Consider the following 16,311-nt stretch of genomic DNA (forward strand, 5'->3'; position numbering starts at 1 on the left):
GTAGGGCCCTGCGCGGAGCTTAACGCGAGCGCACCGGCGACGAGAGCGGCGTGATGTAGGAGAACCCGGTGCTGTTGTTCTTGGTCATCGAGAGCACCAGCTCCATGTGCGGCTCAAGCGCGGTGACCTTGTCGAGCGGGGAACCGATGATGAGCTGGAAGCCCAGCCCCTTCCACGCCGACACGGCACGGCCGGCGAACTCGGAGTCCGATTTCACGAAGCCCTCATCGAGGAAGACCGGCGCGAAACGCGGGCGGGTGCGACTCTCGTCGCCGAGCTGGAACCGCAGGGCGGCTCCCACGACGAACGCCACCAGTTCCTGGGACTCGCCACCGCTCTTGCCGCCGAGCGACGAGTAGGTGCTGACTTCCACGCCCTCCGGGGTGGTGCGCACGGCGGTGATCTCCACGTGCCGACGCACGTCGAGCAGCAGATCGCGCTGGGATTCCTGGCGCGGACCGTCGGCGGACTTGCGGATCAGGTTCATGAACGCCTGCAACCGGGTGAACCGGCTTTCGGTCTGCTCGTCGGTGAAGGCATCCGTGGATCCGGAGGACAGCACCTTGAGTTCCGTGCGAAAGGCGGTGGCGTCGTCGCGGTGGAGGCGACGCAACACGATCTTGAGGCGGTCGCGCCCGGCTCCGAACGGCAGTGTGGTGAGGATCTCGTTGATGGGACGGAGACGATCTTCGATTTCCTCGATGGAGGAGGTGAATGCCCCGACCAGGGGAACCAGGTCCTGGCCGCTCCAGAGCGCGAGGCGGCGCTTCCACTCCTGGCGCCGATCGTGCAAGCCGAGTGTGTAGACGGCGTCAAGGATGTCCCGGTAGCTCGGGTAGGAATCGAGCGAGACGCCGATGTTCGGGTCGGGCCAGCGGCTCTGAAAGGTCTCGAAGATGCCGATCAGGGTGTTGCGGGCGCCCGCGGCGCTGTCCCGGTCCTGGCTGGACTGCTCGGTGAGGCGCTCGCGCAGCCGCCTGATGGCCCCGTCGAACGCGTCGAGGTCGTGCTGGTCGGCGACAGCCGCGAACTGGGCGTCGAGGTGGGTGGCGTGCTCCTCCGACAGGGACAGCGCGGCCTCCGAGGCACCGTCGATGCGGTCGAGGCGGCTGCTTACCGCATCCTGCCGGTCCACGAAGCGGCCCTGCTCGGCGACGAGGGCCTGCAGGGCAACCTCCGTGGCGTGCTTCAGCTTCTGGGCTGTTTCCAGTTCGGCGGCCAGACGCTCTTCCTCGTCTTTCAGGGCGCGCAGCACGTCACTGTCGGCGAGCACGCGCTCGCGCTCGGCCCGCTTGTCAGTGATGCGGACATCCGCGGCTTGCACGTCGATGGCCGGCCAGGCCGCGTCAACGACGAACTGGTGTGCGGCCCTGCGGGCCCGGAGGTCGGCGAGACTCGCCCCATGCGCAAAGGCTTCACGCGCCAGGCTGTCGGCCTCCAGCCGCAGGCGGGCCAGCTCCTCGTCGATGTCGTGCAGGCGGGTGCGGCTGGAGAAGCCGATGATCGACTTCTGGTCGCTGTTCCAGCCATGGGCGCCGCGGGAACCGTTGCGGGTCTGCCCACTCGGGGTGACCCTCGGGCCGTCCCCGACGAGGTCGGCGGCCGTGGCGACGCACTCCGCGTCGAGGTTCGCGGCCTGTACCCGGTCCCGTACCCAGCCACTGAAGGGCGAGTCCTTGAAGACGAGCTTTCCCGACACGAAGCGCGGGTCACCGTCGATCTGCTCGTGCGAGCGCAGCGGCACCCCGTCGAAGTGGATGCGCACGGGGATGCGGAGCGGGTCGATGGCCAGGCTGAGCGCGCGCAGACGAGTCTCGTCGACGAGCAGGACGCGCACGACGGAGGCCAAGGTGACCTCGGCCGCCTGGCGCCAGGCGTCCTCGCCGGGGGCCAGATCGATCAGTTCGGCAAGGAAGGGCAGCTCCTCAACGGGGATGCCCGACGCCTCGGCGATCAGCAGGCGTGCGCTGTGCAGGTGCTGGGGAACCAGACTCGCCCGCCCGGACAGGAACTGGTGCTCCTGCCCCAGGGTGCGGAGGTTCTCCTCGACCGGATAGGCCGTGCGTTGCAGCGCGCTTCTCTTGTTCTCGAGGTCGGTCTCGGCAGTGGGAAAGCCGGACAGGAACGCGTCGGCCGCGGCGCGGGTCCGATCGAAGTCGTCGCCGGAGTCGATGGAGAGGCCGAGAGGCCGGATGCGCTCGTCGAACTTGGAGCGCTCGGCGGCCACGTCGTCGCGTTTGTCGGTGAGCTGGCCAAGCTCGTTCTGCAGGCTGACGAGCACGTCGCCGCCGTTGTCACGCTGCTGGCTCTGTAGGTCGGCGACGCGCGCTTTCAACGCGGTCTCGGCATCGCGGGCCGTCGTGGAGCGAAGCTGGGTGTCGCGCCGCTGCACCCGGTTGACGTCGGCGGCTTCCTCGAGCAGGCTCTGCTCCGTGCGGAGCTGCCACAGCACGAACGGCGTGTCGCCGGAGCGGTGCACGCCGAAGGTGTCGATCAGGTCGGCCTTATCGGTCGCCGTCTCGTAGACGCGGTGCAGGACGGGCAGGCGTTCCAGCACCTTGGCCTTCTGCGCCTCGGCGACCATGGCGCCGTAGGACCGTTCGAGGTCTTCGAAGTGGGCGACGGCCTTGTCGGCGGCCGCGTAGGTGGACGGTTCCTCAAGCACCATCGACTTGTAGAGCCCGTCGACCGTCTTGACCTGCTGGCCGGCCTGGATGCGTGCGAGCAGCCGGAGCGCCTTGCCGCCCTCGCCGTTGGCGCCGATGCCCAGGCGGGTGTACAGGGTCTGGGCGAACGCCGCATAGGTGTCGAAGACATCCAGTCCGGGGAACCGGGATTTGAGGGCGCGCTTGTCGAACCGGGACTCGGTCACCTCGGCCAGGTCGCGCAGGTCGAGGTATCCGTCGATCGTGGCCATCTTCATGGTGATGTCGGCGAACCGGGTGCCGCCACGGGGCACGAAGTAGGCCCGCAACACGGTGAAACGGCGCTGGTTGTCGTCGATGAAGGTCATCGACACGGCACCCCAGGTGGACTCGTGGGCACCGCGGAGCACCTGGTCCTGCAGCTCCCCCGTGCCGGCCTCCCGGTTGGCGTCGGTCTTGCCCTTGAGGTAGGTCATCAGGCTGCGCTGGTCGGCGCTGCGCGCCCGCCCGGAACCGGCGTCGTTGGAGGCGCCGTTGAAGGGGGTGTCCGACGGCATCATCAGGGCGAGGTAGGCGTCGAGCAGGCTGCTCTTGCCGGTTCCGGACGCGCCGGACACCAGGGTGGCGCTGGGCGCGAAAGCAACCTCGTGGTGGCCCTGAAAGCCGCCCCAGTTCACCATCTGGAACGACTCGGCGCGCCACTGCGTGGTGCCTTCGGTGAGGCCGTCGACATAGAAGAGCGGGGAATCGTTCATGACAGGGCCTCCGGCAGGGCTTCGGACAGGAGAGGCAGATCGTCAAGATCGGTGGCTTCCGGGCCGGGATCAGCGTTCTGGGTGACCAGCCACTCCAGCAGTTCGCTCAGCCGTTCCACCGGCAGCAGCACCTCGATCACGGCGGAGATGCGGAATCGGTCGGGGTCGCTGGTCTTCAGCAGCACCCGCGCCTTCGCGAGGCTGTCGACGGCGGCCGTGGCCTTTCGGGCGTCGCCCCAGCGGTCGGTGGCGTGTTCGGGCCGGAAATGGCCGACGTTCTCCACCAGGTTGTCGCGGTCCACGATAACGATGTCGTGGCCGTTGGCACGCTCGCTGCGGAACCGCTGCCGCAGCAGCACGAGCAGAATGGTCTCCTCCCGCGTGTAGGACACGTCGTGCAGCAGGGTCGGGAACCGGTCTCCGCCCTCGGCTACCGCCTGCCGTTTGAATGCCACCTCGTAGTGCAGGTCGACATGCAGATCGAGGAACATGTCGTTCAGGCGCGATTTGAGCAGGCTCTGGGAGCGCAGCAGCGTCTGCCATTCGGCCGGCTGCAGCGCGGCGGAGATGTAGCGGTGCTTCAGCAGCAGCACCAGGGTGCGACGCTGCTCTACGGTGAGTCCGCCCTCGTCGCCCTCGAAGAGGGAAAAGCTGGGCGAATCGATGTCGGGGTGCTCGGCGGTGGGCTCGTCAGTCATTGTCGGATCCGTAGTTCAGGGCGGACAGCGCCGCAGTTTCGTCGTCGCTGAGCATGATTCGGGGCACCTCGAAGCTGCGGGTGGAGCCGTCGGGTCGCACGGTTTCGAAGCGTTCGAGCGTCTGGGACCGGCTGACCGCATCGATCTGGGTGGCGATCTGAAGCATCCCCAGGATCTCGACCGGGCGGCGCAGGGTGACGTCGAGATCGTTGAAGGCGTCACCGACGGATGCGGCGTCGCCGTGGTTGAAGGCCGTCACGATCGCGTCGCGCAGCTCCCCCAGCAGCGGGCCGCCCTGCGTGCGCATCTCGTCGAGACTCGGTGGCGGCGGGGCGTCGTCGGAGACATCCTGCAGCTCGGGCGGCGCGCGGTGGGCGCCCGGGTCGTAGAAGCGTTCGCGGAGGTGCGGGGCGTCGAGGGTTCCCGGCATGAGTTCGGCGGTGACCGTGGAGCGGGGCCCGGCGGTCTGCATCCAGGTCGCGAGTTCCTTGTTGATCTCGCGCAGCAGGCGTTCGAGTTCGCGGTCCTTGACCACGTCGTGGTTGACGATGTGCTCGCGCAGGGTGGTCGTCAGCCCGTTGCGCTGGGTGAGCACGTCGTCGATGCCCTTGCGGATCAGGCGCACGGTGCCCATGAAGCTGCGGCGGTCGGTGGCGCTGAGTTCGAGGGCGAACGGATGCAGCAGGATCGTCTCCAGGTCGTCCCCCAGCTCCCGCAGCAGGTCGTCGTTGCGCAGCAGGGTGAAGGCCCCCTCGAAGGCGCGACCTTCCGGGGTCGAGGTCATCAGGGCATCCGTTTTCGCGAGGTACTCGTCGAGTACCTCGCTGATCGGGCGTTCCTCACCGCGGAAATCGTTGACGATCTGCCGGTGCATGGCGGCGACGGATTCCTCGACGCGTTTGAAATCGCTGGGCAGCTGGCCGATCAGGTCGACCAGGTCGGCGTAGCCCTCACGCATCTGCTCGTTCGAGACGGGCGCGATCTCGCCGCCGGCTGCGAGGCGGTCGCGCTCGGCGGCGTTCTCGGCGATCGCCCGGTCGAGGCGACGGATGCGCTCCTCCCGATCAGGGTTGGCCTGCGTGGCGCGGTGACGCACCGTGTCGACGATCGTGGTGAGACGGGATTCGCTGATCAAAGCCCGATCGCGGGACAGGCTCTCGACCAGGAGCAGCGCCTCGAGTGCGTGCGAGGTGAGCGAGTAGTGTTCTTCGTCGCCCTCCCCCGTTTCGCGGAAGAGCCACTGGTCGTTCATCCACTGCACGCAGAGAGCCCGACCGGTCTTGCCCGGCACATCGCTGCCGACCGAGCGCAGGTCGGCAAGGTAGGCGTCGACCTGAATGTGCAGCAGATCGGCCCGCACGCTGCGCCGGTCGCGGCTGAAGGAGGACTTGAACACGAAGAGCACGAACGGCGCCCACTTCCGGTCCAGCAGGCGCAGGGTGGGTTTGTCGAAGGCTTCGCGCACCCGCGCCAGTTCACCCGCAAGCTCGCTCATATAGAAGTTCCTTCCCGGGCCTCCTCAAGGGTAACGGTCCTCGCGTGCGGGCCGGCACGCGGGCAGGCGCTCGTGGCGCGTGTGAGACTGTCAGGACAAGCTGAAGGAGCGACACGTGACCGACCCGCGCGCGAACATGGAGGGCAACAACCTGCTCAATCTCGGTGCGCCCCACCTGGACTGGTCGAAGACGCCCGGCCGGGTGCCGGGTTTCTGGGTGTCGGTCGTCAGCGTCGTCCTCGCGGTGCTGCTGCCGTTTCCCGCGCTGTTCGTTGCCCTGATCGGGCTTTCCCTTTCACTGCGGGCTTTCAGTGTGATCCCGGCCGGCGCCCGAGGGCGAGGGCTGGTGCTCGCGTCGCTGGCCCTGTCGGGAGTCGCGATTCTGGCTGTCGTCGTGCGGCTGGTTCTGGTCTTCGTCTAGCCGTCGTGTTCCAGCCGTCGTGTTCCAGCCGTCGTGTTCCTCTCCGCGTCCTGAACGAATTCGACGGAGATTCTGGCCGAAATGTCCCAAAACCCGGCCGAAAAGCACTTGTGCTCCAAAATCTCCGTCGAATTGGTTCACCACGTCACGGCTTCAGCCGACCCATCCCGGGGAGGAAGCGGCCGGCGCGGGCGCCGTAAGCGGCGTAGTCCGGGTGCTCGGCCACGAGCATCCGCTCTTCCCAGCGTGCCTTGCCCGCCAGCAGCAGAACGAGGGCGAGCCAGGCTACGAGATGCCAGACCGATGCGCCGAGCAGCACGAGCCCAAGGCCGCAGATCATCACACCGGTGTAGATGGGGCTGCGCACAAGACCGTAGACACCAGTGGTGACCAGTGGCGCGTGTTCCCGCGGAATCGGGCTCGCGGTGAGGGCCGGTCCGAGGCCGAGCATGCCGAGCACGGCGAAGACCGCGCCGGCGACAGCAAGCACGATCGCGCCAACGACAACGGCGAGGTTCACCGGCCACAGTGTGCCGTGGGGCAGGAGGGCCAGCGCCAGGAGCAGCAGGAATTGGGCCGACACCAGGGCAATTGCGAGCGCACGCTTCATGGCTTGAGGCTACGCCCTGACCTGCCTCGGGTTGCACGTGTTCGCGACCCCGGAGGAGATCGCGGATGTCACGAAGACTGCGGCCGTTACGATCCCGGCCAGCTTCTTGTCCTCGTCGTAGCCGGCCAGTGCCCGACCGCCCTTGTCGGTCTGGGCTCCCGCGAGCACGAGAGGGAGCTTCAGCAGACATTGTGACCCTGAACGCCGGCCCTAGAAGGGCGGTGGGTCGTCGACGGCGCCCGGAGGCTCGAAGGGTATTGCCGGATCGGACCTGTAGTGGAGACCGCTGGGCGCAGTCCAGTGGAGCTCGCCGCCCGGCGACTGGGTCACCGTCCAGTTGGTTTGGGTCTTCAACCGGTGGTCGGGCGCACAGAGGCTGGCGAGGTTGTCGTACCGAGTGATGCCGTCTTCTTGCCATTCGTGGCTGTGGTCCATCTCGGCGCGGGCCGCCGGTCGGTTGCAGCCGGCGAATCGACAGGTTTCGTCTCGAATCACAAGGAGCCGCCGGAGGTCCTTCGGCACCCGGTACTGATGTCGGCCGACCGACAGCATCACGCCGGTCTCGGGATGGACCAGGATGCGAGTAAAGCTCGGCGCTCCGGCCGCCAGTTCCCGGGCCGTCTCGGGGTCGATCGGCCCGCACCCCTCAAGGTGACCCGGCTCGTCGCTGCGGCCGAGGAGGGTGAGCACCGGCACCGTCACGTTCACGGTGGCGCGGATGCCCCGGCCGAGCCCCGCGGGGGTGACGCCGTCGACCACCAGTGCCGCAAAGGCATCCGCTCGGAGCTGGGCCAGAGTGCGGTGCTCGTCGGGGCCCTGCAGACTGGCCGCCATGTCGTTGACTCGGTGGAAAATCGCCTGGGCAACCGGCAGCTGCTGGTAGCTGTGCAGCCACCCCATGCCGTCTGCGGCCGGCTCGAACACGAGGGTGCGGTCGGCCTGGCTCTTGATGCGGCGCACGGTGATCGACTCCGGATGCGACTTCTCCCGCAGGCGGCGAGCCGTGCGGTCGAACTGGGGCACGGTGAGCCGTTTCGCCTGGGGCAGCATCTCGGCCTCGAAGGCGGCGCGGGCCGCCGTCGGAAGAGAATTGGCGTGCTCGATCAGGATCCGCACGTGCGCGTAACTGATCTGGCCGGCCGCGAGGGCATTGCGGCTGGCGGTGAACGTGCCGGTGAGCGCCTCGCTCTGCGCCATCAGATTGGAGGCCGAAGCCTGGGAGATGTGCAACGCACAGGCGAGTTCGGAGATCGCGGTGCGGTAGGCGATCTCAAGGGCGTTCCACCGGGAACCGGCCACGCCGGCCGACACCGAACCGCTGTCGGCCGCGCTGTCGGCTGCACAGTCGGCCGCGCTGTCGGCAGGCGGCGTGAGCCCCTGCTCGACGGCCTCGGCCCGAGCCGTCCGGCGGGCGCGATCACGTTCGGCGGCGAGCTCATTGGACAGGCACCAGGCCCGCACCTCGTCGACCGCCTCGGCCCGCGCCGCCGACGCCGCGGCGAGTAGTCGGTCGGCGGCCGCGGCCGCGGAGACCAGCTCGGCCAGGACGCTCATTCTGCGATCGAGGGAAGCCGCGTCACCGGACGTTTCGGCCGTCACGACGCCGAGCGCGCCACCGTCGTCAAGCTCTTCGATGTCGAAGTCCTCGATGTCAAAGTCCTCGATGTCGCTGAGATCGGCCAGGTTTTCCATACCCCGATTTTAGCACTGATGGAATCTCAGTTCTAGTAATACGCCGAAAATGTACGTTACTTTTCGAATATGTTGACCATCAGTACCAGCCCGAGGCCACCGACTTGTACCACGCTCCACAGGGGTCGCCGTAGCGCTCCGCGATGTAGTTCAGACCCCAGGAGATCTGGGTGGCCGGGTTGGTCGCCCAGTCGGCGCCGGTCGAGGCCATCTTGCTGCCGGGCAGGGCCTGCGGGATGCCGGTGGCACCGCTCGAGGCGTTGTAGGCGTTGACGTTCCAGCCGGACTCCTTGTTCCAGAGGCTGACCAGGCATCCGAGCTGGTCGGCGCCCCAGCCGTACTTGGACGCCATCATGTCCCGGGCGATCGCCTGGGCTCCGCTGGGGTTCGTGGGGGCGGCGGGGCGGGGCGGTGCCGGGGCGGGAGCGACCGGCTTGGGTGCTGCCGGCTTCGGAGCCGCCGCCTGGGCCGCAGCCTGCGCCTGGGCATCCGCGGCAGCCTGAGCATCCGCGGCAGCCTGAGCAGCTGCGGCAGCCTGACCAGCAGCCGCTGCCGCAGCCGCGGCCTGCTCCGCGGCGATGCGATCGGCCACAGCGGTCGAGGCCTTCACGACCTCGGCTTCGGCAGTGACCTGCTCCACAAGATCGAAAACTCGCTCGGGGGCCAGAAGCGTGTACTCGCTGAGCGAGGCGACGGCGCTCGAGAGGGCCGAGACATCCGTCTTGCCCTGGGCCGCCGCAATCACGCCGGTGGCACCGGCAAGGGTGGTGCGGGCGCTCGCGGAGGCGTGGGCCGGGACGACTCCGTCGAGACTGCCTGCCTGCTCGGGATGAGGGCCGGTGGCGGCTGCCAGAGCTGCGGTGGCAATGATGCGTTTCTTTTGCTCGTCCGCGGCAGCCTGCGACGCAGACTGGGCGGAGAATCCACTGCCCACGATGGCGCCGACGGCGATGACGGCGCCGGCCACGAGTAGGCGGCTTCGTCCACGCCGGCGACGCGTTTCCTGATGGCGGGTGAGTCCGACGTCGCTGCCGATCGCGGCTGCCGCACGGACCGGAATGGCGTCTGATTCAGGGTTTGAACTGGGGAAAAGGTCGGACAAAGGGGAAGACGAGTCTGAGTTTGGCATAACTTTCACTGGGCGAATCGCGCGCGCGGCTGCGCTTACGGTTCTTTTTCGACGTTCCACGGTCGGGGACCCGGCCGGGCGAACCTTCAAGACTGCCCGGGATTTCTGGACATATCCTCATTTTTAGCTGGCAAAGCACTGGCAAAGCAGGGTGGCGGGATTGCCCAAAAGTCGACCTGGTGGGCCGAAATCCGGATGGTCGTGATGCAATGGTCCGTGATGTCACAACGCACCGCCCCACCGCACCGCTTCGTCTATTCGGCCGATGGAGTCAACCTGGCCACCTACGAATTCGGAGATTCGAGCGCCCCCACCGTGCTCGCCGTGCACGGCTTCGCCTCCAGCGCCGTCGCCAATTGGCACGTCACCGGCTGGACGCGCGATCTCATCCGCGCCGGCTTCCACCTGATCGCGATCGACCAGCGCGGGCACGGCCTGAGCGACAAGCCCCGCTCCCCCGCCGACTACACGATGGAGGCGTTGGTCGACGACGTGTTGCAAGTACTCGACGCCTACCTGCTCGACGAGGTCGCCTACGCGGGATACTCCCTCGGCGCCCGTGTGGGCTGGCAGGCCGCCCGCGAACTGGAGGGACGCATCTCGCGGGCCGTGCTCGGCGGCATACCCGACGGCGACCCCCTCAGACGCTTCAAGGTCACGGATGCCCGCGCTCATATCGAGCACGGCACCGAGGTCGCCGACCGCCTTACCGGCGCCTACCTGACCATGGCCCGCGCGCTGCCCGGCAACGACCTCAAAGCCCTCGTGGCCCTCGTCGAGGGAATGCGCGGCGGCCCGCAACCCGGCGCCGACAACGCGCCGACTCAGCCCGTGCTCTTCGCCACCGGGACCAAAGACAGCATCCTCGAGGCCTCCAAGGTACTCGCCGCGGCCACGCCGAGCGGAGGATTTTTCGAGATCCCCGGGCGCAATCACTTCAACGCCCCGACGTCACGCGCGTTCCGGGAGGCGGCGATCGAGTTCTTCCGGAGCGGGAGCAGCAGCAGCGGGAGGGTCGAGGTCCCCCTACTCTGCTAATCTGCGCTCATGGGGGCAAAGACTTTCGATCGCGGCGTCGGCGTCGTCATCGGGCTTGTGGCTGGAGGTGCAGCGACCCTCCTCTGGTTTGTCGTCGCCGCCGGAACGCCGACGGCGGGCGAAATGCCCTCCCAAGGGCTGCTGCTCGGGATGTGGCGGGTGTTTTATGACTTGGCGGCACCGACGCCGCGGATCATCCTCGGCGCCGTTGCTCTGGCTTTCCTCTTCGCCGCAGGAATTGCAATGCTCGAACGAGGAACGTCGAGCAAGGCCCGTCGGTCTTTGAACCAGCGCACCACTCCCCTCTCGGCGGGAATCGTGATGGCAAGAACGCGCGGAGTCTTCGCCGGCGCCGTGACCGTAACCGTTCTGGTGCCTGCGCACAACGAAGAGGCATCGATCTTCGCGACACTGTCATCGCTGCTCGCCCAGTCGCACCGCCCGGAACGCGTCGTGGTCGTGGCGGATAACTGCACCGACGGGACCGTCGACATTGCCCGATCGCTGGGGGTGGAAATCTTCGAATCTCGCCGGAACACATTCAAGAAAGCCGGGGCGCTCAATCAAATCCTGAAGGTGCTCCTACCGGGCCAGGGCGACAACGACCTCATCATGGTCCTGGATGCCGACACACGTCTCGACGACGGCTTCCTGGAAGCCGCCGTTGGTCGCTTCACCAGCGATCGTGCGCTGATGGCGGTCGGTGGGTTGTTCTACGGAGAGGAAGGTTCCGGGCTTCTCGGTCAGTTCCAGCGCAACGAGTACATTCGGTACTCCCGTGACATTCGCCGTCGCCGGGGCCACGTCTTCGTGCTCACGGGCACCGCTTCGCTATTCCGGCCCGTCGCCTTGCGTACGGTGGCTGAAAGTCGCGGCGACACGATTCCCGGTGCCAGCGGGGATGTCTATGACACGGCTGCGCTCACGGAAGACAACGAGCTCACCATTGCCCTGAAGTCGCTGGGCGCGCTCATCATCTCTCCCTCGGAGTGCACGGTGGTCACCGAGGTAATGCCAACCGTTCGCACTCTGTGGGTGCAACGCCTGCGCTGGCAACGGGGCGCGTTGGAGAACATCGGGGCATACGGCGTCTCACCCTCCACCTTCCGGTACTGGGCTCAGCAGTTGGGCCTGGGCTACAGCGTCATCGCGCTCAGCGCGTTCCTGCTGCTCGTGCTTGTGACGCTTCTGGCGATCGATTCGTGGGTCTGGTTTCCGTTCTGGCTGGGCCTCGGTCTCGTATTCATCGCCGAACGTGTCGTGTCGGTCTGGGGGGGCGGTCTACGGGCACGCCTGCTGGCGCTCACGCTTTTCCCCGAGCTGATCTTCGATGTGTTCCTAGACCTCGTCTACGTCAAGGGGATCATCGACATCACCTTGGGCCGGCAGGCACAGTGGGGCCATGTCATCCACTCCGCACCCAACGACGAACCGCGAAGGGTGGCCTGATCCATCATGGTCGATGCTCTCCACGCCCTGGTTCCGGTCGGAATCCTCCTTCCGTCAACGGTGCTTCAATCGGACGAATTCGCCATCCTTGCGGCGTTCGTCGCCATCAATACGGTCATGTTCGCCGCACTCGCGGTCGCGAAGATCCTCCCGAAGGTACACCCCACGGATTGGTTTCGCGGACGCAACCGCCGGGCTACAACCAGGAGTATCCATCCGGACGAACGCCTCTAGCGTCGAACGCCTGAGCCCTCAGGCGGCCGCGGCCGCCTGACTGGTGAACGCAGCACGACGGTCGAGGTGGATCCCGGCGAGCATGCACCGCACTGAGCCGCCGGCGAGTTCGATCGTGGGCACGTCAAGCGGCAGGATCGTGCAGCTCTGCTCGATGATCCGGCGCTGCTCGGCAGTCAGACTGCCGAGGGCGCGGCGGGAGAGCGCCAGCATTCGTCCGTTCCGGCCGTGCAGTTCGATCGCGTTGCCGGCGTAGTTGCGGATCTGATCGCGGTCGAGGGTGAGCACCTGCCGATCCTGCGCCGCCAGGCGCTCCACGACGTGGCTGCGCCGGGCCGGCGACTCGATCAGGTCGAGACCGACCAGGGCGAAGTCCGTGGCGATGCACATCATGACGTTGGTGTGGTAGATCGGCGTGCCGTTCTCGTCAGACGCGTCGAAGACGATGGGCTCGTAGCCGAAGTTGGTGCAGAACCGTTCGAGCGCGATCGGGTCGGCCCGCCGCGACCGGGCCACATAGGCGATGCGCGCCGCATGGTCGAGAACCATGGCGCCGGTTCCCTCGAGGAAGACGTCGTCGAGTTCGAGACCGGAGTAGTCGACGACATCCTGCACGCGGTAGCGCTGCTTGAGCATCTCGACGATGTCACCCCGGCGCTCGGTGCGCCGGTTCGGCGCGTGCATCGGATAGAGCGCCACGTGACCCCCGGCGTGGGTCGAGATCCAGTTGTTGGGGAACACGCTGTCGGGGCGGCCCGGCCCGTCGTCATCGAACAGGTGCACCGCGATGCCCTGCGCCTCCAGGGTGCCTGCGACCTGGGTCACCTCGGCGTAGGCGGCCTCGGCCACCAGGGCGGCGTCGTGCCCGGCGTCCCGTGACTGGAAAGCGTTGTCATGGGCCGTCTCGGGGTTCGGCGAGAAGAAATGTGGCCGGATGAGCACCACGGCCGACGGGGCCTGCACGGACACCGGGGTCAGACGAGAACGGGCGCGCCCGCGGTGACCAGACCGAAGAGGTCTTTCGGGTCATCGGGGTCGGCGACGAGGTCGATGTCGGTGTAGAACGAGGTCTGGTCGACGGCATCCTGCAGAAAGCGGAGCGCCGAGAAGTCCTCGATGGCGAAGCCCACGGAGTCGAAGACCGTGATCTGCTCTGCCGAGGTGCGGCCGGCGGCCTCGCCGAGAAGCACCTGCCAGATCTCGGTGACCGGGAATTCGGGGTGCATCTGCTGGATTTCGCCCTCGATACGGGTCTGCGCGGTGAATTCCACGAAGACGTCGGCGCGGTGCAGGATGCCCGCGTCGAGCTCCGTCTTGCCCGGGCAGTCGCCGCCGATGGCGTTGATGTGCACGCCGGGGCCGACCATGGCGTCGGTGAGTACGGTGGCATTCGTCTTGTCCGCGGTGCAGGTCGTGATGATGTCGGCGCCGGTCACGGCATCCGTCGCCCCGGTGGCGACCATGATCTCGAAACCGAGCGGAGCCAGGTTGCGCACGAATTTGGCGATGGCATCGGGATCGGTGTCCCAGACGCGGAGCCGGTTGATGCCGAGGAGCCCGCGGAAGGCGAGCGCCTGGAACTCCGACTGGGTGCCCGTGCCGATCATGGCCATGGTGTGGGCGTCGGGGCGGGCCAGCGCGCGGGCGACCATGGCCGAGGTCGCGGCGGTGCGGAAGGCCGTGAGCACGGTCATCTCGGACCAGAAGGTGGGGTAGCCGCTCTGCACGTCGGCGAGGACGCCGAACGCGGTGACGGTCTGCAGGCCCCGCGACGGGTTCGACGGATGACCGTTGACGTACTTGAAGCCGTAGGTGACGCCGTCGCTCGTGGGCATGAGTTCGATCACGCCGAGCGGTGAGTGGCTGGCCACGCGCGGCGCCTTGTCGAAGGTAGGCCAGCGGCGGAAGTCCCGTTCGAGGTACTCGACCATGTCGGTGAGGATGCGTTCCACACCCGTCGCGGCGGCCCAGCGGTTGATGTTTCCTACGTCTACAAAGCGCACCACGTGCATCTCCCCTCGTTCAGGTTTACAACCATATGCATGGGCGATGTGCAGCCGCCATTCGATTATTGCCGCATTCTGTCCAGATGACTATGCATTGTGCGCTCTGCATACATACACTATGTGCAATGTATCCCCTCGATGACCTCGACCGCCGCCTGCTCTCCGCCCTCCGCGTGAATGGCCGCGAGCCCGTGGCCAGCCTCGCCCGCGACCTCGGTGTCACCCGGTCCACGGTCAACAGCAGGCTCAAGAGGCTGACCGATTCGGGAACCGTCGTGGGTTTCGGCGTGCGGATCAGGGAGGACCGCGACCCGAACTCGATTCGGGCCATCACCCTGATCGAAGTGGAGGGGCGCGCGATCACGAAGGTGATCCACGCCCTTCGCGGCTTTCCGGAGGTGAAGGCCCTGCACTCGACCAACGGCGGTTGGGACCTCGTCGCCGAGCTGCGCACCGACACCCTGGCCGACTTCGACCGGCTGCTCGGGCAGGTGCGCTCGATCGAGGGCGTGCTCAACAGCGAGACCAGCCTGTTGCTCAGCTCGGTGTCGAGCGAGGAACTGCCGGGCGCCCGCGGGTTGTCGCAGAACTGAGGCTGCCCGCACCTCCGCGCCTCACCCGCGCTACATTCATGCCGGCTTCTTGACGACGCGGCACTTCGAGACCTCCCTGATGGTGCGTGGGCGCACGTTCGTCGACCGGATGCGGGAGGTGGAGGCGGGCTACCGGAAGGTGAGCCGGGAGCTGACGCTGTCGGACTGGAACAATGAGCCCCGCAGCAAGACCGTGCTCGACGGCCTCGCGCGGCTGACCTCGGCGCTGCAGTAGCCTGCCTCCGGGGTGCGGCTAGTCGCGCGTGATCTTCCAGATGCCGTCGGCGAGGTTCTTGTCGGGGTGCTGCACCGTAGCGAACAGCTCCTTCGGGTTCTTGCCGAAGTAGATCCCGGTGGTCTCGGCGCCTTCATCCGTCAGCGAAGCGAAGAGCTCGACGCTGTCGGACGCTCCGTCGTGGTCTCGGTCCTTTTCGGCCCGGAAGATGTCGCTGAAGCTGTTGTCTTCCGTGATCCAGAGGGCGCCGTCGGGGCCCTCGGCAAGGTTGTCCGGGTTGTTGAACCCGCTGACCCCGGCGGCCTTGTCCTCGACCGGCACGTTCACGCCGGCCTCGACGAAGCTGCTGACGGTGAGCTTCGACAGGTCGATCGCGACCACACGCTCCTCGGAAGTGTTGGCCACGTAAAGGGTCTGGCCGATGATCTCGACGTCTTCCGGGCGACCGAATTCGGTGGCGCTCACCGCGTTGGCCGCGGCATCCGCGTCGACGCGCACCTGCGCCTGGTCGAGGGCCACCCATTCGAAGGCGCCGACCTTCTCGGTGAAGGTGGTCTGGTTCCACTTTTGCGCGGCATCCGTCAGCCCGGTGATCTTGAGGGCGTGCAGCTGGCCCTGGGAGAGGTCGCCGCGAACGGTCGGCACGAACTTGAAGATTGAGCCGCCGTTGAGTTCGTCGATGACGATGACGGAGCCGTCGGCCGTGACGTCGATGCCCTCGTGACGTTGCGCTCCGAGCTCGGTGCGCTCCTCGATACGCTCGACCGTGGTCGGGTCGTTCTTCGCGAAGAACAGTTCGAAGACCTTGCCGCCGGTGGTCTCTTCCGTGACGAGGAGGCTGCCCCAGGGGGTCCAGCGGATGCCGTCGAGACGGTTCCAGTCCGCGCGCTGCGCGATGACGCTGACCGCACCGGTCTTCAGGTCGGTCACAGAGACGGCGCCGTTCGAGCCGACCTCGTAGGTGTTGTAGAGGAAGCGGCCGGCCTGGGCACCGGTCTCGTTCTGGGTGTTCATGTCATGCAGGTCGTCGACGCCGGGGTAGACGTCGAGCACGGTTTCGTCGTGCACGAGGGTCTGGGTGAAGCCCTCCGGTAGCAGGTACGGCTGGGTCCAGTCGGTGCTGCCCATGCCGTAGGCGGAACCGGCGAGAGGCACGAAATCGAACGGGCCGGTCGCGGCGAGCGCGGCAGGGGCGATGCCGACGACGGCGGTGGCGGTGAGGGCAAAGACAGCGATCTTTTTGCGCAAGGCGCGACTCCTTCATAGGGGGTAGGTACAACGCCACCCAATCTATGAGCCTCATGCTGACGC

Annotated in this window: 16 protein-coding genes; 6 read left to right on the plus strand and 10 right to left on the minus strand. The window is 67.1% G+C overall.

Going from position 1 to position 16,311, the window contains the following annotated elements; genetic code table 11:
• Positions 1–19 precede the first annotated feature (19 nt).
• The 3 genes from CXY81_RS09025 to CXY81_RS09035 are packed head-to-tail and all read right to left on the minus strand — an operon-like array spanning position 20 to position 5,593.
• Positions 20–3,400 carry an ATP-binding protein gene (locus tag CXY81_RS09025; protein ID WP_104194650.1) on the minus strand — a complete coding sequence of 1,127 codons (3,381 nt, stop codon included), beginning with the start codon at positions 3,398–3,400 and terminating at the stop codon, positions 20–22.
• Entirely contained in the window at positions 3,397–4,098 is a 702-nt protein-coding gene (locus tag CXY81_RS09030; RefSeq protein ID WP_104170137.1) for a DUF4194 domain-containing protein, read from the minus strand. The genes CXY81_RS09025 and CXY81_RS09030 overlap by 4 nt, the downstream gene beginning before the upstream one ends.
• On the minus strand, positions 4,091–5,593 hold the full coding sequence (locus CXY81_RS09035; RefSeq protein WP_104194651.1) for a DUF3375 domain-containing protein: 1,503 nt from the start codon (positions 5,591–5,593) through the stop codon (positions 4,091–4,093). Before CXY81_RS09035 ends, CXY81_RS09030 begins: the two co-directional genes overlap by 8 nt.
• Positions 5,594–5,708: 115 nt before the next feature.
• Here CXY81_RS09035 and CXY81_RS09040 point away from each other — a divergent pair, with 115 nt between their 5' ends.
• Positions 5,709–6,014 (plus strand): hypothetical protein, encoded by a 306-nt coding sequence (locus CXY81_RS09040; protein ID WP_104101449.1) that lies wholly within the window; start codon positions 5,709–5,711, stop codon positions 6,012–6,014.
• Positions 6,015–6,159: 145 nt separating this feature from the next.
• Here the strand turns inward: CXY81_RS09040 and CXY81_RS09045 are convergent, their stop codons facing one another.
• The 4 genes from CXY81_RS09045 to CXY81_RS17295 all read right to left on the minus strand — a co-directional run bounded on the left by CXY81_RS09045 (position 6,160) and on the right by CXY81_RS17295 (position 9,283).
• A complete protein-coding gene (locus CXY81_RS09045) occupies positions 6,160–6,624 on the minus strand; it encodes an isoprenylcysteine carboxylmethyltransferase family protein (protein WP_104194652.1) in 465 nt (154 codons plus the stop codon).
• Positions 6,625–6,633: 9 nt separating this feature from the next.
• Positions 6,634–6,792, minus strand: coding sequence for a hypothetical protein (locus CXY81_RS16400; protein ID WP_158252038.1), 159 nt, complete (start codon positions 6,790–6,792; stop codon positions 6,634–6,636).
• 42 nt (positions 6,793–6,834) lie between these two features.
• Positions 6,835–8,316: an HNH endonuclease signature motif containing protein gene (locus CXY81_RS09050; RefSeq protein ID WP_104194653.1), complete on the minus strand. Its 1,482-nt coding sequence runs from the start codon at positions 8,314–8,316 to the stop codon at positions 6,835–6,837.
• A gap of 79 nt (positions 8,317–8,395) precedes the next feature.
• On the minus strand, positions 8,396–9,283 hold the full coding sequence (locus CXY81_RS17295; protein WP_304481851.1) for a transglycosylase SLT domain-containing protein: 888 nt from the start codon (positions 9,281–9,283) through the stop codon (positions 8,396–8,398).
• A 381-nt stretch (positions 9,284–9,664) separates the two neighbouring features.
• Here CXY81_RS17295 and CXY81_RS09060 point away from each other — a divergent pair, with 381 nt between their 5' ends.
• From CXY81_RS09060 to CXY81_RS09070, 3 genes are read left to right on the plus strand one after another with little or no spacing between them, the layout of a single operon-like run.
• On the plus strand, positions 9,665–10,483 hold the full coding sequence (locus CXY81_RS09060; RefSeq protein WP_233194085.1) for an alpha/beta fold hydrolase: 819 nt from the start codon (positions 9,665–9,667) through the stop codon (positions 10,481–10,483).
• Positions 10,484–10,492: 9 nt separating this feature from the next.
• Entirely contained in the window at positions 10,493–11,932 is a 1,440-nt protein-coding gene (locus CXY81_RS09065; RefSeq protein ID WP_104194654.1) for a glycosyltransferase family 2 protein, read from the plus strand.
• 6 nt (positions 11,933–11,938) lie between these two features.
• Entirely contained in the window at positions 11,939–12,166 is a 228-nt protein-coding gene (locus tag CXY81_RS09070) for a hypothetical protein (RefSeq protein ID WP_104194655.1), read from the plus strand.
• Between the two features lie 18 nt (positions 12,167–12,184).
• On the opposite strand, the gene ctlX is transcribed toward CXY81_RS09070, so the two are convergent.
• On the minus strand, positions 12,185–13,135 hold the full coding sequence (gene ctlX, locus CXY81_RS09075) for a citrulline utilization hydrolase CtlX (protein WP_199183039.1): 951 nt from the start codon (positions 13,133–13,135) through the stop codon (positions 12,185–12,187).
• Between the two features lie 5 nt (positions 13,136–13,140).
• Positions 13,141–14,178 carry an ornithine cyclodeaminase gene (locus CXY81_RS09080; RefSeq protein ID WP_199183040.1) on the minus strand — a complete coding sequence of 346 codons (1,038 nt, stop codon included), beginning with the start codon at positions 14,176–14,178 and terminating at the stop codon, positions 13,141–13,143.
• Between the two features lie 119 nt (positions 14,179–14,297).
• On the opposite strand from CXY81_RS09080, the gene CXY81_RS09085 reads away from it, so the two are divergent.
• Positions 14,298–14,765, plus strand: a complete 468-nt coding sequence (locus tag CXY81_RS09085; RefSeq protein WP_104171144.1) for an Lrp/AsnC family transcriptional regulator — start codon at positions 14,298–14,300, stop codon at positions 14,763–14,765.
• A 49-nt stretch (positions 14,766–14,814) separates the two neighbouring features.
• Complete coding sequence (locus CXY81_RS09090; RefSeq protein WP_369828368.1) at positions 14,815–15,000, plus strand: hypothetical protein; 186 nt, start codon at positions 14,815–14,817, stop codon at positions 14,998–15,000.
• An 18-nt stretch (positions 15,001–15,018) separates the two neighbouring features.
• On the opposite strand, the gene CXY81_RS09095 is transcribed toward CXY81_RS09090, so the two are convergent.
• Positions 15,019–16,248, minus strand: coding sequence for an alkaline phosphatase PhoX (locus CXY81_RS09095; protein ID WP_233194089.1), 1,230 nt, complete (start codon positions 16,246–16,248; stop codon positions 15,019–15,021).
• Between the last annotated feature and the right edge of the window lie 63 nt (positions 16,249–16,311).

The sequence above is a fragment of the Cryobacterium sp. M25 genome, from assembly GCF_002929635.1.
In the GTDB taxonomy this organism is placed as follows: domain Bacteria; phylum Actinomycetota; class Actinomycetes; order Actinomycetales; family Microbacteriaceae; genus Cryobacterium; species Cryobacterium sandaracinum.

Excerpts from the sequence above, each read along its gene's own strand:
- CXY81_RS09025 (WP_104194650.1), bottom strand. The coding sequence starts at position 3,400 with ATGAACGATTCCCCGCTCTTCTATGTCGACGGCCTCACCGAAGGCACC.
- CXY81_RS09085 (WP_104171144.1), top strand. The coding sequence starts at position 14,298 with ATGTATCCCCTCGATGACCTCGACCGCCGCCTGCTCTCCGCCCTCCGC.
- CXY81_RS09080 (WP_199183040.1), bottom strand. The coding sequence starts at position 14,178 with ATGCACGTGGTGCGCTTTGTAGACGTAGGAAACATCAACCGCTGGGCC.
- CXY81_RS09070 (WP_104194655.1), top strand. The coding sequence starts at position 11,939 with ATGGTCGATGCTCTCCACGCCCTGGTTCCGGTCGGAATCCTCCTTCCG.
- CXY81_RS09050 (WP_104194653.1), bottom strand. The coding sequence starts at position 8,316 with ATGGAAAACCTGGCCGATCTCAGCGACATCGAGGACTTTGACATCGAG.
- CXY81_RS09065 (WP_104194654.1), top strand. The coding sequence starts at position 10,493 with ATGGGGGCAAAGACTTTCGATCGCGGCGTCGGCGTCGTCATCGGGCTT.
- CXY81_RS09045 (WP_104194652.1), bottom strand. The coding sequence starts at position 6,624 with ATGAAGCGTGCGCTCGCAATTGCCCTGGTGTCGGCCCAATTCCTGCTG.
- CXY81_RS09035 (WP_104194651.1), bottom strand. The coding sequence starts at position 5,593 with ATGAGCGAGCTTGCGGGTGAACTGGCGCGGGTGCGCGAAGCCTTCGAC.
- CXY81_RS09060 (WP_233194085.1), top strand. The coding sequence starts at position 9,665 with ATGTCACAACGCACCGCCCCACCGCACCGCTTCGTCTATTCGGCCGAT.
- CXY81_RS09030 (WP_104170137.1), bottom strand. The coding sequence starts at position 4,098 with ATGACTGACGAGCCCACCGCCGAGCACCCCGACATCGATTCGCCCAGC.